The sequence below is a fragment of the uncultured Microscilla sp. genome (genome assembly GCF_947493425.1).
Taxonomy (GTDB): Bacteria; Bacteroidota; Bacteroidia; order Cytophagales; family Microscillaceae; genus Microscilla.
Genome location: NZ_CANLRP010000045.1, coordinates 23,573 through 49,810, shown reverse-complemented (window position 1 = coordinate 49,810; position 26,238 = coordinate 23,573). Strand labels below are relative to the sequence as shown.

The following is a 26,238-nucleotide window of genomic DNA, read 5'->3' as shown; positions in this document are numbered from 1 at the left end:
AGTAGCGGAGACAGGACTCGAACCTATGACCTCCGGGTTATGAGCCCGACGAGCTACCAACTGCTCTACCCCGCGATATAAATTGGATGACAAAGGTAGGGGGTTTTTGTTATAAAACAAGTACCTTTGCAAAAATAGTTAAATTAAGCTCTGACATATTTATTTCATAGCTGAGTTGTTTCTCTTCACTAATATTAATATAAACACTTTATGGAAAACGAAGAATGGCTAATCCCAGAAGATGACAATCATCATGCAGGCTTTGTGAGTATTATTGGCAAGCCCAACGTGGGTAAGTCTACTCTAATGAATCAGGTGATAGGGGAGAAGCTATCTATTATTACCTCCAAAGCACAAACAACCCGACACCGTATTATGGGAGTAATCAATGGCGATGATTTTCAGATAGTATACTCAGATACTCCTGGAATTATCAAGCCTAAATACGAACTGCACAAATCCATGATGCGTTTTGTGAACACATCTCTGGATGATGCTGATGTTATATTGTTTGTAACAGATATTTTTGAAAAACACGATGAAAATGATGTAATAGAAAAGCTGAAAATAAGCGAAGCACCTGTTATTTTATTGGTAAACAAAATAGATTTGGCAAAGGATAATCAGGTAGAAGAGAAAATAGCTTATTGGAAAGAGCTTATTCAACCCAGTGAAATAATTCCTATATCAGCTTTGAACAGTATCAACATTGATAAATTATTTGAGTCAATATTAAAGGCATTGCCTAAGCATCCTCCTTATTTTCCTAAAGATACTTTTACTGACAAACCTGAGCGTTTTTTTGCCGCAGAAATGATTCGTGAAAAAATCTTTAAAAACTATAAACAAGAAATTCCTTATGCTTGCGAAGTGATGATCACCGAGTTTAAAGAAAAAGAAGACATCATCAATATTAGGGCAGAAATTTTAGTGGAACGCCAAAGTCAAAAAGGGATATTGATAGGCAAGGGGGGACAAGCACTCAAGAAAATAGGCATAGAAGCCCGTAAAGACTTAGAAGAGTTTTTTGCCAAGCAAGTATTTTTGGCTCAACATGTGAAAGTTTCTCCTGATTGGAGACAACAGCGAAACAAACTGGATCACTTAGGGTATAGATAAACCTGGTATGTACCAAGACAAAATTAAATATACCTAATATGCAAGTATAACTGTCATATTATGAGAGAGTTATCTTTGCTTGTAGCTTATAGCTGATTGCTTGCTGCTACTTACTCTAGTCTTTTAACTATGGTTTTGATAAATTAAAAATCAACGTGATGAGGAAAATGTAGTAACCTGTGAAATAGGGAGTGGCACCAGTATTCATCGATATCTAAGGACTCGCGATTTGTCGCTTAAATCTTGCCCCTGTCAGGGCTTCTAAATGGGTAAAGTAGGTCTGAACTTCGTTCTTTGGTTTTGATAAATTTTGTTCTTTGATACCTAGAGTAATAGTGGTGTGTATTGCTGTATATTATATGGTGTTGAAAGCACCCTTATAGAATATTTTTATAATTTTAAATAACCTGTAGCAAGTAGCTATATTAATTTAATAAAATATAATGTCAAACATTGTTGCGATAGTAGGACGACCTAATGTAGGTAAATCAACCCTGTTTAATCGCTTAATTGAACAACGTAAGTCCATCATGGATAACCAAAGTGGTGTAACACGTGATAGAGTGTATGGACAAGCAGAGTGGATAGGTAAATTTTTTACTGTAATAGATACAGGTGGATATGTAGTAGGGTCAGAAGATGTGTTTGAGGGCGCTATTCGTGAACAAGTAGAGATTGCTATAGAAGAATCATCAGTTGTCTTGTTTGTAGTAGATTGTATTACCGGGCTTACCGACTTGGATAAAGATTTTGCGAATGTGTTGAGACGTGGTAGTAAACCTGTAATTATTGTGGCTAACAAAGCCGACAATATAGAAAAAGAATACATGGCTTCTGAGTTTTATCAACTTGGGTTGGAGGGAGATATATTTCCTATTTCAGCTCAAAGCGGATCAGGATCAGGAGATTTGTTAGATGAGGTGGTGAAGCATTTTGACGATATTGAAGAAGAAGACCCGTATGCTGGGATACCTAAAATAGCAATTGTAGGGCGTCCTAATGCAGGAAAATCTTCATTGGTAAATGTTTTAACTGGAAAAGAAAGAAGTATTGTAACTGATATTGCAGGTACTACTCGTGACTCTGTCAACACACATTATAAGGCATTTGGCAAAAACTTTATTCTTACAGATACAGCTGGACTAAGGCGTAAAAGCAGGGTGAAAGACAATATCGAGTTTTACTCTACAATGCGTGCTTTACGCTCACTTGAAGCTTCTGACATCTGTATTGTAATGGTAGATGCTACCAGAGGTATAGAAGGGCAAGATGTAAATATCATAGGACTAGCCGACAAAAATGGTAAAGGTATAGTGATTATGGTAAATAAGTGGGATTTAATAGAGAAAGACACCAAAACCGCAGAGAAGTTTAGGAAGGATATTGCAGAGAAAATTGCACCTATGACTTATATTCCTATCATATTCGGATCGGTACTCGAAAAGCAAAGAATATTTCAGGTAGTGGAGAAAGCAATAGAGGTTTATGACAACAGAAATCAAAAGATTTCGACTTCTGAGCTAAATAAAATGATGCTGCCCGAAATAGAGCATTATCCACCACCAGCTATCAAAGGTAAGTACATTCGTATAAAGTATGTGACGCAATTACCTACATATAAGCCTACATTTGCGTTTTTTTGCAACCTCCCCCAATACATCAAAGAGTCGTACCAAAGGTATCTGGAGAATAAGTTGCGTAAGCATTTTAATTTTGAAGGAGTGCCTATTCAACTCTTCTTCCGAAAAAAATAAAAAAAAAGTTTTGATTTAAAATCCAAGCACTTACTTTTGTGCCTCAAATCTAAAAATACTAAAAACTATGAAGAAATTATTTGCATTACTTCTTGTTGCTGGTCTATTCACTTTCACTTCTTGCGGTGGTGACAAAAAAACTGGTACTGAATCTGATACTACTTCTGTATCTGATACCTCAGCTAATACAACTACTGAGCCTGAGAAAAAGCCAGAAAGTACTCCAGTTAAAGATGATACAACTGCTAAAGATTCAACTGTAGTAGTTGATACAGTAAGCAAAACTGAAGGTGAAACTACTGATACTACTAAAAAATAAGTAGTAGCTTTTCATCAAAGAAAAGGGCTTTGGATAAGCCAAAGCCCTATTTGACATCATAAAACGAATATTTGAGAAATAAATTATAAAAAAGTTTCTAAAATATTTGACCTTTAAAAAAAACCTCTTACCTTTGCACTCACTTTAAACAAGGTGAGGGTTTTAAAGTTGAAAAATCGGGGAGATTCCAGAGCGGCCAAATGGGACGGACTGTAAATCCGTTGGTTTATACCTTCGCAGGTTCGAATCCTGCTCTCCCCACAAAATCTTGGAAAATAGTAGGTTTTGAAATTAAATATTGTATATTTGACTGCAATTCATTAAATCTTATTATCTCACTAAATTCCAATCATTTTAAAAGCGGGAGTAGCTCAGTTGGTAGAGCGACAGCCTTCCAAGCTGTAGGTCGCGGGTTCGAGCCTCGTCTCCCGCTCAACTTCCAACTCAAAAGGATGTGGGCTCTGCTCTCATTCCTCACCAAGCCTAAAAATTTTTAATAAGCCGATGTAGCTCAGGGGTAGAGCGTTTCCTTGGTAAGGAAGAGGTCAGGGGTTCAATTCCCCTCATTGGCTCTAAGAAATTTTTAGAAACCCAACAAGCAAATAGATTAATTGTTCAGATTAAACTAAGGATTTTCAAAAATGGCTAAAGAGACATTTGACCGTTCGAAACCCCACTTAAACATTGGTACCATTGGTCACGTAGACCACGGTAAAACTACCCTAACTGCTGCGATTACTAAAGTATTGGCAGAACAAGGTGGTGCAGAAGTAAGAGACTTTGATACTATTGACAATGCCCCTGAAGAAAAAGAGCGTGGTATTACAATCAACACTTCTCACGTAGAGTACCAAACTGAAACTCGTCACTACGCACACGTTGACTGTCCTGGTCACGCCGATTATGTGAAAAACATGATTACTGGTGCTGCTCAAATGGACGGAGCTATTCTTGTAGTAGCTGCAACTGACGGCCCAATGCCTCAAACTCGTGAGCACATTCTATTAGCACGCCAAGTAGGTGTACCTGCTTTGGTTGTTTTTATGAATAAAGTAGACTTAGTAGACGACGAAGAGTTGTTAGAGTTGGTAGAAATGGAAGTTCGCGAACTATTGAGCGATTACCAATTCCCTGGCGATGACTTACCTGTTGTTCAAGGTTCTGCCTTGGGTGGCTTGAATGCTGAGCCTAAATGGGTTGAAAAAATAAACGAATTGATGGCTGCTGTTGATGAGTACATTCCTCTTCCAGAGCGTGCCATTGACAAAGACTTCTTAATGCCTGTTGAAGACGTATTCTCTATTACTGGTCGTGGTACTGTTGCTACTGGTCGTATTGAGCGTGGTGTTATCAACTCTGGTGATGAAGTTCAAATCCTTGGTATGGGTGCTGATATGAAGTCAGTAGTTACTGGGGTAGAAATGTTCCGTAAGATTTTGGATCGCGGAGAAGCTGGTGACAACGTTGGTTTGTTGCTACGTGGTATTGAAAAAGAAAAAATCAAGCGTGGAATGGTTATCTGTAAGCCAAATACAGTAACTCCTCATGCTAAGTTTAAAGCAGAAATTTACGTTTTATCAAAAGAAGAAGGTGGACGCCATACCCCATTCTTTAACAAATACCGTCCTCAGTTTTACTTACGTACAACTGATGTAACTGGTGAAGTTAAACTTCCAGAAGGTGTTGAAATGGTAATGCCTGGTGATAACGTAAGCCTTACTGTTGATTTGATTAACCCTGTGGCATTGGAAAAAGGTCTACAGTTCGCAATTCGCGAGGGTGGCCGTACAATTGGTGCAGGTCAGGTAACAGAAGTTTTAGACTAAACTAATATAAATAAGTGCGTTCTTGATAATATTAAGAACGCACTTGTATTTATAAATCTAATCATATATATTTGCACTCCTTTTTAAAGGACCTTCTTTTATACACGGGTGTAGCTCAATTGGTAGAGTAGCGGTCTCCAAAACCGTTGGCTGGGAGTTCGAGTCTCTCCACCCGTGCATATCAATTTATTTATTAAGAACTTTAGTATGAACAATCTGTTGTCATTCTTTCGTGAAGCGAGGCTTTTTGTGGTAGATTCTTTCAAAGAACTCAGAGATAAAGTTACTTGGCCTAAATATAAAGAACTGCAAAACAGTTCTACTTTAGTATTAATAGCTTCTGTAATTTTTGCATTGGTAATTTTTATGATTGATAAGGTTTTTGAAAATGCGATGAACTTGTATTACAGCGCATTTTAAATAACTTAAACTAACAAAAAAATTTCGATGAGTCAATTAAAGTGGTATGTGGTAAGGGCAATAGCCAGTAAAGAGAAAAAAGCGAAAACATACTTAGAAAATGAAATAGCCAAGCGTGAATTTCATGAACATGTTCCGCAAGTACTCATCCCTTCCGAAAAAGTATATGAAATGCGTAACGGTAAAAAACGATTGCGTGAAAAAAGCTTTTTTCCTGGATATATAATGGTACAGGCTAACCTTGAAAAAGATAATCCCACTACAGGAGAATTGATTCACATGATTACCAGCATTCCTGGTATTATAGGATTCTTAGGAGCTACCGGAAGTACCTCCAAAGACCCCGTGGCATTACGGCAATCAGAAGTAAACCGAATATTGGGTAAAGTAGATGAAAGTGCTGAAGATGATGTGAAGTTGGAAACTACCTTTATTGTTGGAGAAACTGTAAAAGTAATAGATGGGCCGTTCAATGGTTTTACTGGGACTGTTGAAGAAGTGTTTGAAGAACGCCAAAAAATAAATGTAATGGTAAAGATTTTTGGCAGAAATACACCAGTTGAATTGAACTATTCGCAGGTTGAAAAACAAGAGTAATGTTTTTTAAACCTGCTTATTTTATATACAATAAGGGATATAATACCTCCATAGTTGAGCAAAAACGCTCAACTTAATTTTTTGAAGTGTTATGGCAAAAGAAGTTGAAGGTTATCTAAAACTACAAGTTTCTGGTGGCGATGCAAAGCCTGCACCTCCTATCGGACCCGCTCTTGGTAGTAAGGGTTTGAATATTATGGAGTTCTGTAAGCAATTTAATGCACGTACTCAGGACAAAAAGGGAATGATTTTGCCTGTTGTGGTGACTTATTACAAAGACAAGTCTTTTGACTTTGTGATTAAAACACCTCCAACTCCTATATTACTAAAAGAAACTGCCAAAGTTAAATCTGGTTCTGGTGAGCCTAACCGTAAAAAAGTAGCGCAAGTTACTTGGGATCAGGTTCGTGAAATCGCCAAAACTAAGATGCCTGACCTAAACTGTTTTACAGAAGAGTCAGCCATGATGATGGTAGCTGGTACAGCACGTAGTATGGGAATTACAGTGACAGGAGAAAAACCCTTCTAAAGAGAATTTTTGTATAATGAATGGTAGAATGAAATAAAACTCATTTGCTTGCCCATTCAAGATCCATTTAAAATGGCAAAATTAACAAAAAAGAAGAAAGAGGCTCTCTCAAAGTTTGACAAGAGTCGTGAGTATCCACTAAATGAGGCTGTAAGTGTTATCAAAGATATCACTTTCACCAAATTTGACGCTTCCGTGGATGTTGACGTGCGTTTGGGAGTTGACCCTCGAAAAGCTGACCAGATGGTTAGAGGAACTGTTACACTTCCTCACGGTCTTGGTAAAGACGTTAGAGTATTGGTTTTATGTTCTCCAGACAAGGAGCAAGAGGCCAAAGATGCTGGTGCTGATCACGTAGGGTTAGATGAATACATCAAAAAGATTGAAGGTGGATGGACTGACATTGATGTAGTAATTACTATGCCTACCGTAATGGCTAAAGTGGGACGTTTAGGTAGAGTATTAGGACCTCGTGGACTAATGCCAAACCCTAAATCAGGTACTGTGACACTTGATGTTGCAAATGCTGTAAAAGAGGTAAAAGCTGGTAAGGTTGACTTCAAAGTAGACAAAACTGGTATTATTCATACTTCAATTGGTAAAGCATCTTTTACTGCTGAGAAGTTAAATGATAATGCTCGTGAGTTAATCAATACTTTGGTTAAGTTAAGACCTGCTTCTGCTAAGGGTACCTATATTAAAAGTATTTACTTGTCAAGTACGATGAGTCCGTCGGTTATGGTAGATAAAAATACCTTTGAAAATTAACTGAGGAGATCACTATTAAATTTTTAGGAAAATGACAAGGGAAGAAAAAGCAGTAGTGATTAAAGAATTACAAGAAAAATTTTCTAATGCACCTGGTTTTTATATCACCGATGCGGCTGGAATGAATGTGGAAAGCATTAACAATTTCCGTCGTATGTGTTTTGAAAAAGGTATAGAATATCGTGTAGCGAAAAATTCTTTGATCCAAAAAGCACTCGAGCAACAAGAATCTGATTATACTACTTTGTTTGATTCAGAAGCACTTAAAGGATTTTCAGGTATCATGTTCGCTGGTGAAGCGATGAGTGATCCTGCTAAGGTGCTTAAAAAGTTTCAAAAAGAGGGCAACGAAAAACCTACATTGAAAGGTGCATCTATAGATTCAGCTATCTATATTGGAGCTGAGCACTTAGAGCCTCTTTCTAAGATCAAGTCTCGCGAAGAGATGATCGCCGAACTTGTTGGACTTTTACAGTCTCCAGGTCGCAACTTGGTATCTGCTTTACAAGGCAGTGGCAGCAAATTGGCAGGTGTGCTTAAGGCTTTGTCTGATAAACAAGAAGCATAATCAATAGCTTATAATTTTGTAATAACATTCAATTTAGACTTTTTTAAAATTTTAATACAATGGCAGACTTGAAGGAGTTCGCAGAACAGTTAGTAAACTTATCTTTGAAAGAGGTAAACGAATTAGTAACTATTCTTAAAGATGATCACGGTATCGAACCTGCAGCAGCAGCTGTAGCTGTAGCTGGTCCTGCTGGCGGTGGTGAAGCTGGTGGTGGTGAAGAAGAGAAAACTGCATTTGATGTTGTTTTGAAATCTGCTGGTGGCGCTAAACTTAAAGTAGTAAAAGCAGTAAAAGAACTAACTGGCTTAGGATTGAAAGATGCTAAGGCATTGGTAGATGAAGCTCCAAAACCTTTGAAAGAAGGTGTTGATAAAGCTGAAGCTGATGCATTGAAAGCTCAGTTAGAAGAATTAGGTGCTGAAGTAGAGATCAAGTAATTTATTTGAACTTTCAATTGAGTTGGTTATATTTAGCCAACTCAATATTTGAGATAAAATTCCAGACCTGGCGTATAAAATACGTTCAGGTCTTTTCCTCATGTATATGAGGCTATTTTTTAACGGCTTGGCTTTTGAAGAATATTATTGATTCACGACAATAATAAATACCCTATACTCTTAGGACACAGGTTACCCATGCAAAATCCCAACAACAACGAAAGACATAGTTTTGCTACCGTAGAAAAAGTAGTGAAATACCCTGATTTTCTTGATGTTCAAATACAATCTTTTCAAGACTTTTTTCAACTGGAAACCCCTGCTGAATTTCGTCAACAAGAAGGATTGTACAAGGTATTCTCTGAGAATTTTCCCATATCTGATTCACGGGAAAATTTCTTGCTTGAGTTTATCGACTATTCTATTGATCCCCCAAAATATTCGGTGGATGAATGTATAGATCGAGGGCTGACTTATTCAGTGCCCTTAAAAGCTAAACTCAGGTTATCTTGTAGTGATGAAGATAATGAGGACTTTGAAACCATTGAACAGGAAGTATTTTTAGGGAACATTCCTTATATGACCACTAAAGGGTCATTTATTATAAATGGCGCAGAAAGGGTGATTGTGTCTCAATTACACCGTTCCCCTGGTGTATTCTTTGCTCAAAGTAAGCACACGAACGGTACCAAACTATATTCTGCACGTATTATTCCTTTTAAAGGTTCTTGGATAGAATTTACGACTGATGTAAACAATGTGATGTACGCTTACATTGACCGTAAAAAGAAATTTCCAGTAACAACACTTTTACGTGTCATTGGTTTTGGTTCAGATAAGCAAATTTTGGACTTATTTAATCTTTCAGAGGAGATTGAGGCAGAAGACAAAGTGTTGAGAGATAAAGCCATTGGTCGTAAGCTTGCTGCTCGTATTTTGAAAACGTGGACTGAGGATTTTGTTGATGAAGATACAGGTGAGGTTGTTTCTATTGAACGAAATGAAATCCTTTTAGAACGTGATTCGATACTTGAAGCAGAAGACATAGATACTATCATTGACTCTGGAGTGAAGTCTATTATTGTTCACCGTGATGATGTCAATGTTACCGATTACTCAATTATATATAATACGCTTCAAAAAGATAACTCAAACTCTGAGAAAGAGGCACTGGAACAAATATACCGTCAGTTGCGTAACACTGAGGCTCCTGATGAACAAACAGCCCGTGAGATCATTCAAAGCTTATTCTTTAGCGATAAGCGTTATGATTTAGGAGAGGTTGGTCGTTACCGTATTAATAAAAAATTAGAATTAGCAATAGACAGTGATACTCGCGTACTAACACGTGAAGATATTGTTTCTATTGTAAAACGTTTGATCAAGTTAATCAACGCGAAGGCGGTTGTAGATGATATTGATCACTTGAGTAACCGTCGTGTAAGAACTGTAGGAGAACAATTATATACACAGTTTGGTGTAGGCTTGGCTCGTATGGCTCGTACTATTAAAGAAAGAATGAATGTTCGTGACAACGAAGATTTCAAACCTGTAGACTTGATTAATGCAAGAACACTTTCTTCTGTAATCAATTCTTTCTTTGGTACAAACCAACTTTCTCAGTTTATGGATCAAACTAATCCATTAGCTGAAATTACTCATAAACGCAGAATGTCTGCATTAGGACCAGGAGGATTATCTCGTGAACGTGCAGGATTTGAAGTACGTGATGTTCACTATACTCACTATGGTCGTTTGTGTACGATTGAAACTCCAGAAGGCCCAAACATTGGTTTGATATCTTCTTTGTGTGTTCATGCAAAAGTGAACAGCATGGGCTTTATTGAAACTCCTTATCGTAAGGTAGCAGAAGGCAAAGTAACCAATGACATTTCTTATTTGACTGCTGAGGAAGAAGATACTCACCATATTGCACAAGCAAATGTACCTATCTCCGAAAGTGGTGAATTCCTTAGAGATAAAGTAAAAGCACGGCTTGAAGGTGATTTCCCGGTAGTAGACCCCGCAGTGTTATCCTATATGGACGTTGCTCCAAACCAGATTGTATCAGTGGCAGCATCATTGATCCCTTTCCTTGAGCATGATGATGCAAACCGTGCTTTGATGGGATCTAACATGCAACGTCAAGCTGTTCCATTGCTTCGTCCACAGGCTCCTATTGTTGGAACTGGCCTAGAAGAGCAAGTAGCAGTAGATTCTCGCGCACTAGTAGTGGCAGAGTATGATGGAGTCATTGATTATGTAGATTCTAAAAAAATCATAGTTCGTTATGATTTTAACGAGGAGCAGCAACTTACATCATTCCAAGATGATATTGTTTCTTATAACTTAATTAAGTTTAGAAGAACAAACCAAGACACTTGTGTAAATCTTAGCCCTATTGTTTATAAGGGACAAAAGGTGAAAAAAGGTCAAGCGTTGTGCGAAGGATATGCTACCAACGATGGCGAATTAGCACTTGGAGCTAATATGAAAGTAGCTTTTATGCCTTGGCAAGGGTATAACTTTGAGGATGCGATCGTGATTTCTGAAAGAGTAGTAAGAGACGACGTATTTACTTCTATTCATATCGAAGAGAAGGAGCTAGAAGTAAGAGATACTAAGCGTGGACAAGAAGAGCTTACCGCAGAAATACCAAACGTGAGTGAAGATGCTATCAAGTATCTGGATGAAAATGGTATTGTGATGGTTGGTACTAAAATCCGCGAAGGAGATATATTGATTGGTAAAATCACTCCCAAAGGAGAGTCTGATCCTACACCAGAAGAAAAATTATTAAGAGCAATTTTTGGAGACAAAGCAGGAGATGTGAAAGATGCTTCGTTGAAAGCACCTCCATCTTTGCGTGGAGTAGTGATTGATACCAAGTTATTTTCACGCCCTAAGAAAGATAAAGACTTAAGAGCAAAGGCAAAAGAAGAAGTAAAGTCTTTGATTACTCAATACCGAAAAGATTTACAAGCAATACAAGAGATTGTAGTTGAGAAATTGGTCACTTTACTTGACGGTAAAACTTCTAAGGGAATTAAGCATAAGTTTGGCAATATTGTAATGTCAAAAGGGGTTAAGTTTAACCAAACCAATATTCATGAAAACTTATTCCCAAAAGAGAATGTCTATCGTGACGAAAGCACTTATAACGTGCCAGAAGAAGCTAACTTTGTTGCAGATTTGATTTTAGACAATGCAACCGAGGATGAAAAAACAAACAGGTTGTTAGTTGGATTGGTGAAAAATTACAATAAAAAACGCAACGAAATTTCTGGTAAGTTTAAGCGCGAACGATTTGCACTTGAAGTAGGTGATGAATTGCCAGCTGGTATTGTAAAACTTGCCAAAGTTTACATTGCTAAAAAGCGTAAACTGAAAGTAGGAGATAAAATGGCGGGACGTCACGGAAACAAAGGAGTAGTGGCGAAAATTGTGCGTGCTGAAGATATGCCTTTCTTGGAAGATGGAACTCCTGTAGATATTGTTTTGAATCCATTGGGTGTACCTTCTCGTATGAACCTGGGACAAATCTATGAAACTGTACTAGGTTGGGCAGGATTAAAACTAGGTAAGAAATACGCAACTCCTATTTTTGATGGCGCCACTGAAGATCAAGTAACAACAGAGCTTGATAAAGCTGGATTGCCTGAGTTTGGCCGTACTTATCTGTATGATGGATTGACTGGGGAACGTTTTGACCAACCAACTACTGTTGGAATTATTTATATGTTGAAGCTTGGTCACTTAGTTGATGATAAAATGCACGCACGTTCTATTGGTCCTTACTCATTGATTACTCAACAGCCGTTGGGTGGTAAAGCCCAGTTTGGTGGACAGCGTTTTGGAGAAATGGAAGTGTGGGCTCTTGAGGCATTTGGTGCTGCCAATGTTCTTCAGGAAATTTTGACCGTAAAGTCAGATGATGTAATTGGTAGAGCCAAGGCTTATGAGTCAATTGTGAAAGGAGAGAATATTCCTAACCCTAACATTCCTGAGTCTTTTAATGTATTAGTGCATGAATTGAGAGGTTTAGCGCTTGAAATTACTCTGCAGTAGATACAGTGTTAAAAAAAAGTTAAAGTTTAGGTTGTTTTAACCTTTATAACTACATTTAGTTATAGAGGTTAATTCTCTTGTAGTTAAAGAGTTATCATAAAACTTAACTTTGGTTAAAACTTTCAATTTTAACTTATAGGATAATTATCTTTCATTATATAATAACCCACTTAATTTTAAATTATCAGGATGGCATTTAGAAAAAATAAAAAGCTGACCAACGATTTTAGGAAAGTCACAATAAGCTTAGCTTCCCCTGAGTCTATTTTGGATTCTTCTTATGGTGAAGTGACGCAACCAGAGACCATCAACTACCGCACATACAAGCCAGAAATGGGGGGCTTGTTCTGTGAACGCATTTTTGGTCCTGTGAAGGACTGGGAGTGTCATTGTGGGAAATATAAAAGGATACGTTATAAAGGCATTATCTGTGATAGATGTGGAGTTGAAGTAACTGAGAAAAAGGTTCGCCGTGAACGTATGGGACATATCGAGTTAGTTGTACCCGTGGTACATATTTGGTATTTCCGATCTCTTCCCAATAAAATTGGCTACCTGCTAGGGTTGCCGACCAAAAAACTGGATCAAATCATTTATTATGAAAGATATGTAGTGATTCAGTCGGGTATTATGGAAGATGAAGGTATCAATTACCTTGATTTCCTTACCGAAGATGAATATTTAGATATAGTAGATAAATTACCAAGAGAAAACCAACAATTAGACAATAGCGATCCTAATAAGTTTATAGCTAAGATGGGAGCAGAAGCACTAGAAATGCTTTTGGCACGTCTTGACTTAGATAAGCTATCGTTTGATTTGCGGGATTCTGCTTCAAAAGATAAATCTCAACAACGAAAAGCAGAGGCATTGAAACGTTTACGTGTAGTAGAGGCTTTCCGTGATGCTCAAAATCGTATTGAGAATAAACCAGAGTGGATGATTATCAGAATGGTTCCTGTAATTCCTCCTGAATTACGACCATTGGTTCCTTTAGATGGGGGACGTTTTGCCACCTCTGACTTGAATGATTTATATCGTCGTGTGATTATTAGGAATAATCGTCTTAAACGACTAATAGAAATTAAAGCTCCTGAAGTAATTCTTCGTAATGAAAAACGTATGCTTCAGGAAGCCGTAGATTCATTATTTGACAACTCACGTAAAGTCAATGCTGTAAGGGCTGATGGTAACCGTGCTTTAAAATCCCTTTCAGACATGTTGAAAGGTAAACAAGGTCGTTTCCGTCAAAACTTATTGGGTAAAAGGGTTGATTATTCTGGTCGTTCTGTAATTGTGGTAGGTCCTGAGCTCAAACTCCATGAGTGTGGGTTACCAAAAAGCATGGCGGCAGAACTTTTCAAACCATTTATTATCCGTAAGCTAATTGAGCGTGGTATTGTTAAGACAGTAAAATCTGCTAAGAAAATTGTAGACCGAAAAGACCCTGTAGTTTGGGATATTTTGGAAAATGTACTTAAAGGACACCCAGTACTGCTTAACCGAGCCCCAACGCTTCACCGATTGGGTATTCAGGCATTCCAGCCTAAATTAATTGAAGGTAAGGCTATTCAGTTACACCCCCTGGCTTGTACAGCATTTAACGCTGACTTTGATGGTGACCAGATGGCAGTACACGTGCCATTGGGTCATGCAGCTATTTTAGAGGCTTCTGTGTTGATGCTTTCGGCTCACAATATATTAAACCCAGCGAATGGTAAGCCAATTACAGTACCATCGCAAGACATGGTATTAGGGCTTTATTACCTTACTAAAGGACGTAAAACTACCAAGGAAGTACCTATTAAAGGGGAAGGCAAACGTTTTTATGATGCTGAGGAGGTAATCATTGCATTGAATGAAAAGCAGTTATCTAAAAATGCATACATTCATGTAAATGTACAAGTAAGAGATGAGGAGAGTGGAGAGTTAGAAACTAAGATGATTGAAACCGTTGCTGGGCGAGTACTCTTTAACGAGTTTGTTCCAGAGGAGGTAGGCTATGTAAACGAGTTACTAACAAAGAAAAAGCTTCAGAAAATTATTTCTCATGTATATAAGATTTCTGGTGGTGCCCGTACTGCACACTTCTTAGATGATATCAAGCACCTTGGTTTCCAAACTGCTTATAAAGGTGGACTTTCTATTGGTTTAGGTGACGTAGTGGTTCCTGCTGAGAAGGATTCATTGATTGCCAAGGCAAAAGAAGATATAGAAGAGGTATCAACCAACTATATGCTTGGTTTGATTACTGATAATGAGAGATATAATAAAGTAATTGATATTTGGACTCGTATCAACTCAAGAATTACCGAGATTTTAATGGGTAAATTAGAGGCTGATCAGCAAGGATTCAATTCGATTTATATGATGATGCACTCTGGTGCCCGTGGTTCTCGTGAGCAGATTCGCCAATTAGGTGGTATGAGGGGATTGATGGCAAAACCACAAAAGAACTTACAAGGTTCTGTGGGTGAAATCATCGAAAACCCTATTATCTCTAACTTTAAGGAAGGATTAGATGTAATTGAGTACTTTATTTCTACTCACGGTGCTCGTAAAGGTTTGGCTGATACTGCACTTAAAACAGCAGATGCTGGTTATTTGACAAGACGTTTGGTTGATGTGGCACAGGATGCGATCATTACCGAGGAAGACTGTGGTACATTGCGTGGTATTCAAACCTCCGAATTGAAAGATGATGAGACTACCGTTGAATATTTGTCAGAGAGAATTCTGGGGCGTGTATCAGTACATGATATTACTGATCCATTGACTGATGAGTTGATAGTTGCTTCAGGGGAGGAAATTACTGAAGCAATTGCTACAAGAATTGAAAATACCAGTATTGAAGAGGTTGAGATTCGTTCTGTATTGACTTGTGAAACCCGTTATGGAGTTTGTGCAAAATGTTATGGAAGAAACCTTGCTTCTAATAAAATGGTTCAACGAGGCGAATCAGTAGGGGTTATTGCAGCCCAATCTATTGGTGAGCCCGGTACACAGCTTACACTTCGTACTTTCCACTTAGGGGGTACTGCTTCCAATATTGCTGTTGATACTACATTGACAGCTAAGTTTAGTGGCCTCATTGAGTTTGAAGGTATTAGAACGGTAAAGACTACTGTGACTACTTCTGATGGAGATGAGGTGAAAGTAGATGTAGTAATGGGACGTTCTGGTGAGGTGAAAATTGTACAGAAGGGCACAAATAAAGTATTACTTACCAACCATATTCCTTATGGCGCTTTCTTGAAAGTAAAAGATGGAGTAGAGGTTGCGTCTGGTGATGAGATTTGTAGCTGGGATCCATACAATGCAGTAATTTTGTCAGAAGTTACTGGAGAGATTGAGTTTGAATCTATAGAGGAAGGAATTACTTTTAAAGAAGAAGCTGACGAACAAACAAGTTTCCGTGAAAAAGTAATTATTGACACAAAGGATAAAACTAAAAACCCTGCAATTGTTGTAAATGCTGGCGATAAGACCAAGAGTTATAACATTCCGGTAGGTGCCCGTTTGGCGGTGAATAAAGGCGATGCTATTAAAGCTGGCCAAGTGTTAGCAAAAGTACCAAGAGCTATTGGTAAAACCAGGGATATTACTGGTGGTTTGCCTCGAGTAACAGAGCTATTTGAGGCGCGTAACCCATCAAACCCTGCAGTAGTAAGTGCTATTGATGGCATTGTATCTTATGGTACAATTAAGCGTGGTAATCGTGAAATTTTTGTAGAATCTAAGGATGGGGTTCGCAAAAAATATATGGTGCCATTGTCTAAGCACATTTTGGTACAAGATGGTGACTTTGTAAGAGCTGGACAACCTTTGTCTGATGGAGCGATTACTCCTGCTGATATTCTTTCTATTAAAGGACCTACAGCAGTACAAGAGTATTTAGTAAATGAGATTCAGGAAGTTTACCGTTTACAAGGGGTAAAAATCAATGACAAGCATATTGAGATCATCGTACGTCAGATGATGCAAAAGGTTCAAATCATTGATGCCGGAGATACTAGTTTCTTGCCTAACCAAGTAGTAGACAAGTTTGAGTTTAGAGAAGAAAACGATAACATTCTGAACAAGAAGGTAGTTGTAGAGGCAGGCGAATCTGCTAAATTTAAAGCAGGTCAGATTGTAACAGCTCGTGCTTTACGTGATGAGAATTCCAGTTTGAAACGTCGTGATATGAAAGTAGTAAAAGTGAGAGACGCGGAACCAGCAGTTTCTAAACCAACGCTACAAGGTATCACACAAGCCTCATTAGGTACTAAGAGTTTCATTTCAGCGGCATCGTTCCAGGAAACTACCAAAGTATTAAGTGAAGCAGCAATTACAGGTAAAACTGATGATTTGATTGGTTTGAAAGAAAACGTAATTGTAGGTCACTTGATTCCAGCAGGTACTGGTATCCGTTATTATGATGATTTAATTGTAATGTCTCAGGAAGAACATGACGCTTTGGTTGAGCCTAGATTGGCAGCAAACCGAGAGAAAAACAGACAGTTACAAAACTAATTATAAATATTAATACGCGGCAGGTACTACACCTGCCGTTTTTCATGAAAGATTTATGGCACAGTACGATCCCGAAGACGAAAACCAAATTAATATTGAACTCTCTGAGGAGGTAGCAGAAGGCACTTATGTAAACCTTGCTATGATTGCACACTCTAATAGCGAGTTTGTTGTAGATTTTATCAGAGTGATGCCAGGGCTACCTAAAGCAAAAGTGAAGTCAAGGATTGTATTAACTCCTGAACATGCCAAGAGGTTGCTTGATGCATTGAAAGATAATATTCAAAAATACGAAGCAAGTTTTGGGAATATTATTTCTTCTGGAGATGACTTGCAGTTTCCAATGAATTTTGGAGGCACGATGGGAGAAGCCTAATTTTAGTGAAATATACTATATATAGAGCCAGGTAAGTGATATAAACTTACCTGGCTTTTTTATTGGCTTTTAGGCATTTAATATGTTGGAAAAGGAGGTAAAAATATTGCCAATAATGCCAGTTCTTAATGAAATAACTTATATATTTGGATTGTACGTTACATTGCATAACTATAAATATTTTACCAAATGGCAACATATCATTTTAATCTTGATGGGTCACTTGTTAGTGCAGATCCTTCTGGTAATGCAGCAGTTGTAGGAGGGCAGTCCTTTCCTTTAACAGGTAGCCAGCTTACTATGTATGCAGCAACTATATATGCAGAAGCTTCTTTTATGGGATTGGTTCAACAAATTAACCCTAATGATCCAGAAGGTGAAATGCAAAGAGAAACTTTTGCAATTGCTTATTCTATGTTTAATTATGCTTCTGCCAAAAAGCAAAAGGATGCTACCTATACATTTGACAAAATGTTGGTAGATAAAAGCTATACCCATGCAATTGGTAGCCCGGTATACAATGAGTATTTTAGTGCTGGTGGAGACTCTATACGAAAAAAATATGCTACACAGGCTATTATCAAGATGTTTACCCGCAACACAGCAGATATGTTGCATGTGATACAAACCTTAGACAGTGGACCGTTTTGGGATGGTGCTGATATTTACCAAAGGTTTAGAGATCATTATAGAGCAAAACAAGGGTTTAAATTATCTGATCCTTCACACGGAAGTCTTTATCAGAATGTAACAGTAGTACAAGGTACACAAGTGATAGAAACAGTAGAGGGCAATAACAAGTGGATTCAGGGACCGTATACCTTTATGTCTACAATGACTGCTGGAGGAACCATATTCTGGAAGTTTATGCCTGGGTCTGGTGCAAGTGTGTAAAAATGATGTGCTCAAATTGTCAGAAGTAAATAGTAGGCTTTGCACTCAAAATATTTAGCTTGATTTTTCTTAAAGTATACAGTTTATATAACAGATGTAAGGTACTCCGCTTGACGGAGTATTTTGCGTTATAAGGGATAGGATTGTAACCTTTGATGTTCAAGCGACCCTATCTATGATATGATCAATAGTATGGGTATGCTCTAGTTTGAGCCTTTTACTTATAATTAAATTTTTTTCTGTTATATTTGACCTCATCAGCATCTTACCAAAAGAGTAAAACCCAAACTAAATTTGCTGTGTTTCTAGCTTCACAATCATTAAAAAGGTTTCTGAAGTGTTCCCCTAATATTGATAAGATAACAAGGTATTGATAATATATATAGATAGATTATGAAGAAGATAGCACTTCATTGGCAAATACTAATTGCTTTAGTTTTAGGTGTCGTTGTTGGTTTGCAGTTAACACCCACTTATGAGGTTACTAAAGAGTCAGTAAGCAAACTACAAAGTGTACAAGTTTTTGATAAGGCTTCTAAGAAAAAGCAACATATAGAAACTGACATTATTGAGAACCTTAAAAAACTAGAGGGGAAAGATTATCACAACGATAAAGCTTTTGAAGAAGCCTTGAAAAGTGCTATAGGTAATGAAAATGTAAAAAAGTATAGAAAAACCATCTTAAAAGAAACAGAGTTTCAACCAGTCACTTATGTGAGTTGGATGGGGGATATTTTTCTAAGAGCTTTGAAAATGGTAATTGTACCTCTGATTTTGAGCTCTATTATTACTGGAATAACCAATATTGGGAGCGGAGAAAACTTAGGACGTTTAGGGGGTAAAACATTGCTATATTATTTATCTACCAGTGTATTAGCCATTACTACAGGGCTATTTTTTGTAAACCTTATTCGCCCAGGAGTAGGGGCTCCTACTAGTTCGGCAGGAGCCGTAGAAGGTCTCGATGATGCCAGAGGATCTTTTGGCGATACCTTGATTAATATGATTCCTACCAATGTATTTGAGTCATTGAGTACAGGTAAAATGCTCTCCATTATCTTCTTTGCAATTATGTTTGGGTACTTTATTACCCAAATACAACAAAATTACAAGGACCTACTCAATGATTTTTTTAATGCAGTGTTTGAAGTGATGATGAAGATTACCATGTTCATTATCAAGTTTACTCCACTAGGGGTTTTAGGATTAGTTGCCAACACCATTGCTGAGCAAGCAGGTGACAGCCAGGCATTGGGGCAAATGGCAGGTAGTTTGGGCTGGTATATGCTCACGGTAATTTTGGGCTTAGGGACTCACTTCTTTATCATTTTGCCACTCATTGTAAAGTTTATAGGCAAGGCCAACCCTTTTGCTCACTTACGCAATATGACCAACCCGTTACTTACAGCTTTTTCTACTTCTTCATCAAGCGCCACCTTACCTTTGTCAATGGAGACAGTAGAGCATAAAAGTGGAGTTTCTAATAAAATCACAAGCTTTACGCTACCTTTGGGTGCTACCATTAATATGGATGGAACTGCATTGTATGAATGTGTAGCAGCTATGTTTATTGCCCAGGCGTATGGCATAGAATTAAGCATTATGCAACAAATAGTAGTGGTAATGACTGCCTTACTGGCGTCTATTGGTGCAGCGGGCATACCAATGGCTGGTTTGGTAATGATTTCGGTAATTTTGAGTGCTGTAGGTTTGCCACTGGAAGGCTTAGGGATGATTTTGGCAGTAGATCGAATACTCGATATGTTGCGTACTACTACCAATGTGTGGAGCGATAGCTGCGGAGCAGTAATTATTGGCAAAAGCGAGGGAGAAGAACTAAAAGTATAAACCAGCAAAAAAAGTAACAAGCCTTTGTGGGGTAACTTACCTGGCAAGGGCTGGTTTTGTAGTTTTACTTAGTTTTGTAAAGTAGTGTATTTAGAGATGGTCGTGATTTTAGTATCTACTGCAATCTCTTGTGAGCTATTGTTTGTGGTCATATACATTGTACCTACCATTACTTGTTTGATATAATAACGCTTGGTCCAGCCAGTCTGCATGTCTATATCCATAGAGCCTTCTTGGGTACCATTGAGGTCATATTTTGCCTTTACAATACCTAAGTCTACTATAATATTAGGGGTGGGTCTTACTATAGCTTTGATGTTAATCAATCCTGTGTTCTTTTCTACCTTATCCAAGGTCCAAGTTATGTCTACTTTACTTGGAAATGCGGCTGTTTTTTCGACTTTTTTCGACCAATGATCACCTGTCGCGACTTTTTTATCAGGATAAATATTAAAGAATTGCTCCATAGACTCCCTCAATGCAACCTTTCCAAAAGCCTTTTTAAATGTTTTATGAAGCCTTTCTCTAGTAGCTTTGTCAGCTATTGCCCTTGCATTGAGCATTTTCTCAATTAGCTCGTCAGCACCGGTTAAATCCCTTACTTTCCCTTGCTTGTTTACCTGCATAGTTATTTTGCTGCCAATCATAGCACCCAATGCCCTGGATAAAGTCGTTTCTTTGGCGGTGGTATCTTCAGAGTCATATACTGATTTTCCTTGTTTATAATGTATTTTTTGATACACAACAACTATCTTATAAAATCCCTCTTCATCTATTTCTTTGATTTCATATTGGTAAGTAATGCTATTATTTTGTCGAATATTTTGTCTTTGTCCTTGAAACTCTTGTTCAATATGCTGAGATATTTGTTGTTTGATAATGTATGAGGTATTAGGAGTAAGTTTGAGCGTGAGTTTGTGTTTTTTTTGGGCATGTGCAATAGAGGGGATTTGAACAATGAACAAGAGAAAAATAAAAAGTTTGAAGTGTTTTTTCATCGTGTAAGGGTTTTAAACTTATTGATTTGTAGCAGCTACAATGTATGTACGAAGAGATTATTTTGTTGGTTTTGTGATAAAGGTAAGCATGAAGAAAAAATAAAGGTTGCTTGTGTGCTCATATTTTGACGGTTTAGAAGATGTAAAAGTGTAGTTTTATAGCGATAGGGTTGTAGGATTGCCGGAAATGATAATTTTTTCATCAATTGTAAGTGCTTTTAACAATTTTATGCCATAGCTTTATTAACTTTGCACTTCATGTAAATTTTTAAAAAGCTAAATTGCTTTGGTAATAATAACCCGGGGGGGTAAACTCAAAAAAAAATAATCGTCATGGCTGACCAAAAATTCAAGCTACATTTTGATGACAATACTACGCAAGAATTTGATGCTGAAGAGAAGATAATTCTTCAGAAAAAACGTACCGAAAAGGAAGAAATCACCGTAGATGAAGTACAGGTAAACCAAAAATTGGTTTTTTATAATATAGAGTCTTCACTACAGGATGAAATACTTCAAGAGGTGCAAGATGCTCCAATAGAAGTAGAAGTAGACAAATACGACTGGTTGGATCTTTTCAAGAAACTAAAAAGTTTTTATGTAACTGACCTGGCTGTATACCGTATGTCGAAAATCACTGCAAACCAGAATTCTTTTTTGAAGTGGATTTCGGGTGAAACTGATAAGCTTCCATTGAAGAAAAAAGACTTTGGGATTGTTTTATTGCTGGCTCGTGAAAAAGGCATCATCACAGATGATGTAGAAGAGAATCAAGTAACAAGCAGTGAAACCATAGCTGATGATTTACATTCAGAGCTTAATATGTTGGAATTGACCCGTAAGAAAGGGGCTATTTGTTCTACAATAAGCACTAGTTTGTTTAAAAAAATCAAAGAGCAACGTTCTTCTAAAGTAGTAGCATCTATCGAGATGGCATAATCCCCGTTTTTATGTATTGAAATATGCCTAAGTTTATTTGTATAAGCTTAGGCATATTCTTTTTTTAACCCTTAATAAAAGAGTGATATGTCTGATTCAGATATAGCATTTTTGTTATCTGAGGATGTACAGCAGTACATTGAAGCTAACCTCTATAAAACCCCCGCAGATTTAATTTTAGCTGCATCGCCCTACTCTAAGTCTGAAATGACCCACATTGTTGGACAAATTCAAGCACGGCGTAAAACACAAACCAAACTGCCTACCTGGTTTGAAACTCCCAATATTATTTATCCACCCTTGCTGTCTATTGAGCAATGTTCTTCTGAAATAGCTGCATTGCATAAAGCCCAAATTTTATCTGGAAGCACCCTGACCGATCTTACTGGAGGGTTTGGGGTAGATAGCTATCATTTTGCCCAAACCTTTGATCAGGTGTATTATGTAGAACAATACCACGAACTTGCGAAACTTGTGCAGCATAACTTTGAAGCGTTTGGGGTAACAAACGTACAAACCAAGGCACAATCTGCGGAAAACTTTCTTAAAGAAGTAAATAAAGTAGACGCAATTTATATTGATCCAGCGCGGCGTAATGATGCCAAAAATAAAGTGTTTAGGTTGGAAGAGTGCACCCCTAATTTGCTGGAGCTGTTGCCTGTACTTTGGCAAAAGACTGAACAATTATTAATCAAACTTTCACCAATGTTGGATATTGACTTGGGTATAAGGCAGCTGGGGCAAGTAGCAAAGGTAGTAGTAGTTGCCATAAATAATGAATGTAAAGAACTACTATTTATACTAAAAAACAATCACCAGGTAGAACCCCACATTGAAGCTTTGAACCTAAACGCCAATAAACCTACCCAATACTTTAGCTTTACCCGAAGTGAAGAGAGTGTTTCACAAGTAGTATATGCCGAGCCTATGGAATACTTGTACGAGCCTAATGTGGCTATATTGAAAGCAGGAGCTTTTAAACAAATTGCCCAATGCTTTGGGCTGGCAAAGTTACACCCACATAGCCACTTGTATACATCAAACACTTGGTTAAAAGATTTTCCGGGGCGAAGTTTTAAAATAAAAGCAGTATGTAAGTACACTAAAAAAGAGGTAGCAAAGTACTGTCCAGCTAAAAAAGCCAATATTACTGCGCGAAACTTTCCCGACTCAGTGGCATTGGTGCGTAAGAAACTTCAGCTAAAAGACGGAGGGAATGATTATTTATTTGTAACTCAAACTCAAGCCCATAGAGCATTGGTCATTGTTACCGAAAAAGCCTGAGTGATTATAACGAAAATTTCGCCAAAAGCATGAAACTTTGAAAGTGTTCAGCGTATACAAAAGGTAGAAGAAGGAAAAAAATAATAATATGGCGCAAGTTATAAGAAATGTACACAATCATAATATTATAGATTTACTTGAAATCTATCACATATTTATAGACGAGTTGGAAGAGTCGGGAAAGTTTGACCTTAAATTTGATAAAATAGATTCGGTAAAACCTCAGGATATTGCTGATTTTGTAAAAGAATACGATGTATTTGTTCCAAAAGACGTTTGGACGTTTTGGGAAGAAGGGTTGATGTCAGTATCTTTTGTTGGAGAGAAAAACAAGTTTGCTGCAGGTACCGATTTCTTGCCTTTTAAATATGTAGTAAGAGATACGGCCATGTTACGTGAAATGGCAGAAAACTATGATGATGAAGAAGATAAAGAAGAAATGGAACTGCGACGCTTACATCTCTATGGTATCCCACTTACCTTTGAAGAGCCTTGCCTGATATTAGACGCCCAACCAGATAGAAAAGAAAATGGTATTTACCGTATTTTGTACGATGGCTCACCTTTAAAAAATGTGATAGCTCCCGACTTTACTACTTTCTGGGAGCATTGGCTTGCTGCCGGATGTTTTATCAAAGGCAACTTTGACGCTTATTGGCAAATCGTGCACGAATATGTTACCTTACAAATTCCCCATAAGGATAATCTATGGTTGAAATATTGGGATCAGCAGTATAGAACAAATTATGCCCATTAATAATACCTGTTTATCATCATAAGCCTTGTGTAAGTAACTGATTATATTAACAGTTTCTTTTTATTATTTTCTCCTTTGTTTCTGCACTTGTCATATAAGAATTTTATCTTTACTCATCTAAAAGTTAGGATAGAATTTATAGACAGAATTACGACATGAGAAACTATATTGCTTTGGTTTTAATAAGCTTGATGGCAGTGGCTTGTGCCAAAAAACAATCGAATAAAGATGATAAAACTTCAGACTCAACAGTTACAGCTGATAAGAGCCCACAAAAACAATCTAAACTGACCAATCGATTTACTGATGATACCCTGGTGAATATATACAATCACCAAACAGCCCGTGACTCTAAGGGAGTAATTCAATTTTTTTCTAATAGTAACCCTACTTATCGTGAAGCTGCCGCCATGGCTTTCGCGTCAATACAGGATACCACTGTTGTTGATACGTTGGCAAGTTTGCTGATAGACAAAGATGTAGAAGTACGCAAAGCATCGGTGTATGCCTTGGGGCAAATTGGTAAAACCATGCAAAACCCAGCCAAGGTTCAGGAAAAGTTGTTGAGGGCGTGGATCAAAGAAGAAAATAAAGAGGTGAAAATCTTGATACTTGAGGCTATAGGTAAATCGGCTACTGCTAAAGGTATGGATTACTTGGCTTCTTTAGATATTAGAGACGAGGGACTTTTATATGGCTTGGCACTTGGAGTATACCGAGCTGGACTCAAAGGCGTTTTTAAAGATGAACTGACCACCAAAATGGTAGATCTGATTAATCCCAGCCACCAAGAAAGGGTACGCGAGATGGCAGCCAATCATTTAGGACGTTTTGGTAGGTTGGCTGAGCTCAAAGATGTACAAGATAAGATTATTCAGGCAATGGCAAGCGACCAACACCCGTTTGTGCGCATGAACTGTGCTCGTGCTTTATCCAAAATAAACACTCCTGAAGTGATCGCTAGTTTGACTAACAGTCTTAAAAACGACGAAAACTATTTGGTAAGGGTCAATGCAATCAGAGCCTATAGGTTTGCTTATGATTCGGTTCGTAATGCCATGCTAGACGCTGTCAATGATGACAACGAGCACGTAGCCATCACTGCTTCTCAATATATGCTAAACAATGCCCCCGAATCAGATGCAGATACATTATGGAAGCTGGCAAAAAAACTCAAAAGCTGGAAAACCAGGGCTAACTTGCTTACTGTAGTAAATAAGTATGCGCAAAGTAATGAAGCGAACAGCTACATTAAATCATTGTATGAAAAATCAGACAATGTATATGAAAAAGCTGGTTTAATGCTTGCTTTGGCCGAAAAGGTAGAAAATTACCCTTGGCTTGCCAATCATTTATACAATAGCAAAGAACTACTCATTCGTTCAGCAGCCATTACTGCATTGAGCAAGGTGAGAAGCTTAAAGGCTTTTGACAAGGTAAAAGCTGATACAGTAAAAAAGGATTTTGGAAAGATATTCAAGTATGCCATAGAAAGCAAAGACGTTGGTTTGGTAGTATATGGTGCTCAGGCATTGCGTAACCCTAAGTATAATTACAAAAACTTTTATCGTGATAAGTCCTTTTTGCAAAAAGCGCTGAATTCACTCAAGTTACCGCTTGAGCTGGAAGGTTATCAAGAGCTAAAGAAAACCATAGATGTTTTTGCAGGTAGAAAAATAAAGCCTACTCCAGTGGGCAAGGCAAAAACAGAAGTAGACTGGGCAACTATCAAAGACTTAGCTCAATTACAAAAAGTGCAGCTTAAAACTTCTAAAGGCGACATTATTTTTGAGTTATTTGTAAATGAATCGCCGGTAAGTGTGGCTACTTTTGTGGGTTTGGTCAAAAAGAAGTTTTATGATGATAAGGCTTTTCATAGAGTTATTGCCAATTTTGTGGCACAGGGTGGGGGGCCTCGTGGCGATGGTTTTGGTGGTTTAGATTATACCATTACTTCTGAGTTGTCTTCTTTGCGTTACCGTGAAGGTTATATAGGATTGGCCTCTGCTGGTAAAGATACCGAAAGTTGTCAATGGTTCATTACTCATTCGCCTACTCCACATTTAGACGGTAACTATACTATTTTTGCTAAAGTAGTAGAAGGAATGGACATAGTGCATAAACTACAGGTAGGCGATAAAATCGAGAGTGTTTCCTTATTGGAAAGTGTAAGTCAATAGTTTTAAAGACTTGTTGGATGCGATATAATAAAAAAATCC

The 26,238-nt window shown here is 37.7% G+C and carries 20 protein-coding genes and 5 tRNA genes; 23 read left to right on the top strand and 2 right to left on the bottom strand.

All coding sequences use genetic code 11. The annotated features are described in order from the left end of the window. Window positions 1–2: 2 nt before the first annotated feature. Window positions 3–75, bottom strand: a tRNA-Met gene (locus Q0954_RS13875). 135 nt (window positions 76–210) lie between these two features. On the opposite strand from Q0954_RS13875, the gene era reads away from it, so the two are divergent. The 19 genes from era (at window position 211) to Q0954_RS13780 (ending at window position 20,041) form a co-directional block, all read left to right on the top strand. Beyond that, window positions 211–1,119: a GTPase Era gene (gene era / locus Q0954_RS13870; RefSeq protein ID WP_299457796.1), complete on the top strand. Its 909-nt coding sequence runs from the start codon at window positions 211–213 to the stop codon at window positions 1,117–1,119. Between the two features lie 443 nt (window positions 1,120–1,562). Further along, entirely contained in the window at window positions 1,563–2,873 is a 1,311-nt protein-coding gene (der, locus tag Q0954_RS13865; protein WP_299457794.1) for a ribosome biogenesis GTPase Der, read from the top strand. A 67-nt stretch (window positions 2,874–2,940) separates the two neighbouring features. Continuing rightward, the gene (locus Q0954_RS13860; protein ID WP_299457791.1) at window positions 2,941–3,192 is read left to right on the top strand and encodes a hypothetical protein; all 252 of its coding nucleotides are present in this window, start codon (window positions 2,941–2,943) and stop codon (window positions 3,190–3,192) included. Between the two features lie 178 nt (window positions 3,193–3,370). Continuing rightward, a tRNA-Tyr gene (locus Q0954_RS13855) sits at window positions 3,371–3,453 on the top strand. A gap of 99 nt (window positions 3,454–3,552) precedes the next feature. Continuing rightward, window positions 3,553–3,625, top strand: a tRNA-Gly gene (locus Q0954_RS13850). 67 nt (window positions 3,626–3,692) lie between these two features. Continuing rightward, window positions 3,693–3,764 (top strand) — tRNA-Thr (locus Q0954_RS13845). A gap of 69 nt (window positions 3,765–3,833) precedes the next feature. Beyond that, window positions 3,834–5,018, top strand: a complete 1,185-nt coding sequence (gene tuf, locus Q0954_RS13840; RefSeq protein WP_299457789.1) for an elongation factor Tu — start codon at window positions 3,834–3,836, stop codon at window positions 5,016–5,018. A gap of 104 nt (window positions 5,019–5,122) precedes the next feature. Continuing rightward, window positions 5,123–5,195 (top strand) — tRNA-Trp (locus Q0954_RS13835). A 30-nt stretch (window positions 5,196–5,225) separates the two neighbouring features. After that, window positions 5,226–5,438, top strand: coding sequence for a preprotein translocase subunit SecE (gene secE / locus Q0954_RS13830; protein WP_299457786.1), 213 nt, complete (start codon window positions 5,226–5,228; stop codon window positions 5,436–5,438). 27 nt (window positions 5,439–5,465) lie between these two features. Beyond that, window positions 5,466–6,035 (top strand): transcription termination/antitermination protein NusG, encoded by a 570-nt coding sequence (gene nusG / locus Q0954_RS13825; protein WP_002698241.1) that lies wholly within the window; start codon window positions 5,466–5,468, stop codon window positions 6,033–6,035. A gap of 91 nt (window positions 6,036–6,126) precedes the next feature. Continuing rightward, complete coding sequence (rplK, locus tag Q0954_RS13820) at window positions 6,127–6,564, top strand: 50S ribosomal protein L11 (protein ID WP_002698242.1); 438 nt, start codon at window positions 6,127–6,129, stop codon at window positions 6,562–6,564. A gap of 72 nt (window positions 6,565–6,636) precedes the next feature. Next, window positions 6,637–7,332 carry a 50S ribosomal protein L1 gene (gene rplA, locus Q0954_RS13815; protein WP_299457782.1) on the top strand — a complete coding sequence of 232 codons (696 nt, stop codon included), beginning with the start codon at window positions 6,637–6,639 and terminating at the stop codon, window positions 7,330–7,332. 31 nt (window positions 7,333–7,363) lie between these two features. Further along, window positions 7,364–7,900 carry a 50S ribosomal protein L10 gene (rplJ, locus tag Q0954_RS13810; protein ID WP_299457780.1) on the top strand — a complete coding sequence of 179 codons (537 nt, stop codon included), beginning with the start codon at window positions 7,364–7,366 and terminating at the stop codon, window positions 7,898–7,900. A 59-nt stretch (window positions 7,901–7,959) separates the two neighbouring features. Then, window positions 7,960–8,340 carry a 50S ribosomal protein L7/L12 gene (gene rplL / locus Q0954_RS13805; protein ID WP_002698246.1) on the top strand — a complete coding sequence of 127 codons (381 nt, stop codon included), beginning with the start codon at window positions 7,960–7,962 and terminating at the stop codon, window positions 8,338–8,340. Between the two features lie 198 nt (window positions 8,341–8,538). Next, window positions 8,539–12,408: a DNA-directed RNA polymerase subunit beta gene (gene rpoB, locus Q0954_RS13800; protein ID WP_299457777.1), complete on the top strand. Its 3,870-nt coding sequence runs from the start codon at window positions 8,539–8,541 to the stop codon at window positions 12,406–12,408. 189 nt (window positions 12,409–12,597) lie between these two features. Further along, a complete protein-coding gene (gene rpoC, locus Q0954_RS13795) occupies window positions 12,598–16,923 on the top strand; it encodes a DNA-directed RNA polymerase subunit beta' (RefSeq protein WP_299457775.1) in 4,326 nt (1,441 codons plus the stop codon). Between the two features lie 55 nt (window positions 16,924–16,978). Continuing rightward, complete coding sequence (locus tag Q0954_RS13790; protein ID WP_299457773.1) at window positions 16,979–17,299, top strand: DUF3467 domain-containing protein; 321 nt, start codon at window positions 16,979–16,981, stop codon at window positions 17,297–17,299. Between the two features lie 189 nt (window positions 17,300–17,488). After that, window positions 17,489–18,193, top strand: coding sequence for a hypothetical protein (locus Q0954_RS13785; protein WP_157558522.1), 705 nt, complete (start codon window positions 17,489–17,491; stop codon window positions 18,191–18,193). A gap of 393 nt (window positions 18,194–18,586) precedes the next feature. After that, a complete protein-coding gene (locus tag Q0954_RS13780) occupies window positions 18,587–20,041 on the top strand; it encodes a dicarboxylate/amino acid:cation symporter (RefSeq protein WP_299457769.1) in 1,455 nt (484 codons plus the stop codon). A gap of 68 nt (window positions 20,042–20,109) precedes the next feature. Here Q0954_RS13780 and Q0954_RS13775 read toward each other — a convergent pair whose 3' ends face one another. Beyond that, window positions 20,110–21,039, bottom strand: a complete 930-nt coding sequence (locus tag Q0954_RS13775) for a DUF6263 family protein (protein WP_299457767.1) — start codon at window positions 21,037–21,039, stop codon at window positions 20,110–20,112. 333 nt (window positions 21,040–21,372) lie between these two features. Between Q0954_RS13775 and Q0954_RS13770 the strand changes: the two genes are divergently transcribed. The 4 genes from Q0954_RS13770 (at window position 21,373) to Q0954_RS13755 (ending at window position 26,199) form a co-directional block, all read left to right on the top strand. After that, window positions 21,373–21,978 (top strand): hypothetical protein, encoded by a 606-nt coding sequence (locus Q0954_RS13770; RefSeq protein ID WP_299457765.1) that lies wholly within the window; start codon window positions 21,373–21,375, stop codon window positions 21,976–21,978. 87 nt (window positions 21,979–22,065) lie between these two features. Further along, window positions 22,066–23,262, top strand: coding sequence for a hypothetical protein (locus tag Q0954_RS13765; RefSeq protein ID WP_299457763.1), 1,197 nt, complete (start codon window positions 22,066–22,068; stop codon window positions 23,260–23,262). An 88-nt stretch (window positions 23,263–23,350) separates the two neighbouring features. Continuing rightward, complete coding sequence (locus Q0954_RS13760; protein ID WP_299457761.1) at window positions 23,351–24,019, top strand: hypothetical protein; 669 nt, start codon at window positions 23,351–23,353, stop codon at window positions 24,017–24,019. Window positions 24,020–24,174: 155 nt separating this feature from the next. After that, entirely contained in the window at window positions 24,175–26,199 is a 2,025-nt protein-coding gene (locus Q0954_RS13755) for a peptidylprolyl isomerase (protein WP_299457758.1), read from the top strand. Window positions 26,200–26,238: the final 39 nt, after the last annotated feature.

Excerpts from the sequence above, each read along its gene's own strand:
- der (WP_299457794.1), top strand. The coding sequence starts at position 1,563 with ATGTCAAACATTGTTGCGATAGTAGGACGACCTAATGTAGGTAAATCA.
- Q0954_RS13770 (WP_299457765.1), top strand. The coding sequence starts at position 21,373 with ATGGCTGACCAAAAATTCAAGCTACATTTTGATGACAATACTACGCAA.
- rpoB (WP_299457777.1), top strand. The coding sequence starts at position 8,539 with ATGCAAAATCCCAACAACAACGAAAGACATAGTTTTGCTACCGTAGAA.
- Q0954_RS13785 (WP_157558522.1), top strand. The coding sequence starts at position 17,489 with ATGGCAACATATCATTTTAATCTTGATGGGTCACTTGTTAGTGCAGAT.
- rplL (WP_002698246.1), top strand. The coding sequence starts at position 7,960 with ATGGCAGACTTGAAGGAGTTCGCAGAACAGTTAGTAAACTTATCTTTG.
- rplK (WP_002698242.1), top strand. The coding sequence starts at position 6,127 with ATGGCAAAAGAAGTTGAAGGTTATCTAAAACTACAAGTTTCTGGTGGC.
- Q0954_RS13860 (WP_299457791.1), top strand. The coding sequence starts at position 2,941 with ATGAAGAAATTATTTGCATTACTTCTTGTTGCTGGTCTATTCACTTTC.
- rplA (WP_299457782.1), top strand. The coding sequence starts at position 6,637 with ATGGCAAAATTAACAAAAAAGAAGAAAGAGGCTCTCTCAAAGTTTGAC.
- tuf (WP_299457789.1), top strand. The coding sequence starts at position 3,834 with ATGGCTAAAGAGACATTTGACCGTTCGAAACCCCACTTAAACATTGGT.
- secE (WP_299457786.1), top strand. The coding sequence starts at position 5,226 with ATGAACAATCTGTTGTCATTCTTTCGTGAAGCGAGGCTTTTTGTGGTA.
- Q0954_RS13775 (WP_299457767.1), bottom strand. The coding sequence starts at position 21,039 with ATGAAAAAACACTTCAAACTTTTTATTTTTCTCTTGTTCATTGTTCAA.
- Q0954_RS13760 (WP_299457761.1), top strand. The coding sequence starts at position 23,351 with ATGGCGCAAGTTATAAGAAATGTACACAATCATAATATTATAGATTTA.
- Q0954_RS13755 (WP_299457758.1), top strand. The coding sequence starts at position 24,175 with ATGAGAAACTATATTGCTTTGGTTTTAATAAGCTTGATGGCAGTGGCT.
- rplJ (WP_299457780.1), top strand. The coding sequence starts at position 7,364 with ATGACAAGGGAAGAAAAAGCAGTAGTGATTAAAGAATTACAAGAAAAA.
- Q0954_RS13780 (WP_299457769.1), top strand. The coding sequence starts at position 18,587 with ATGAAGAAGATAGCACTTCATTGGCAAATACTAATTGCTTTAGTTTTA.
- Q0954_RS13790 (WP_299457773.1), top strand. The coding sequence starts at position 16,979 with ATGGCACAGTACGATCCCGAAGACGAAAACCAAATTAATATTGAACTC.
- Q0954_RS13765 (WP_299457763.1), top strand. The coding sequence starts at position 22,066 with ATGTCTGATTCAGATATAGCATTTTTGTTATCTGAGGATGTACAGCAG.
- nusG (WP_002698241.1), top strand. The coding sequence starts at position 5,466 with ATGAGTCAATTAAAGTGGTATGTGGTAAGGGCAATAGCCAGTAAAGAG.
- rpoC (WP_299457775.1), top strand. The coding sequence starts at position 12,598 with ATGGCATTTAGAAAAAATAAAAAGCTGACCAACGATTTTAGGAAAGTC.
- era (WP_299457796.1), top strand. The coding sequence starts at position 211 with ATGGAAAACGAAGAATGGCTAATCCCAGAAGATGACAATCATCATGCA.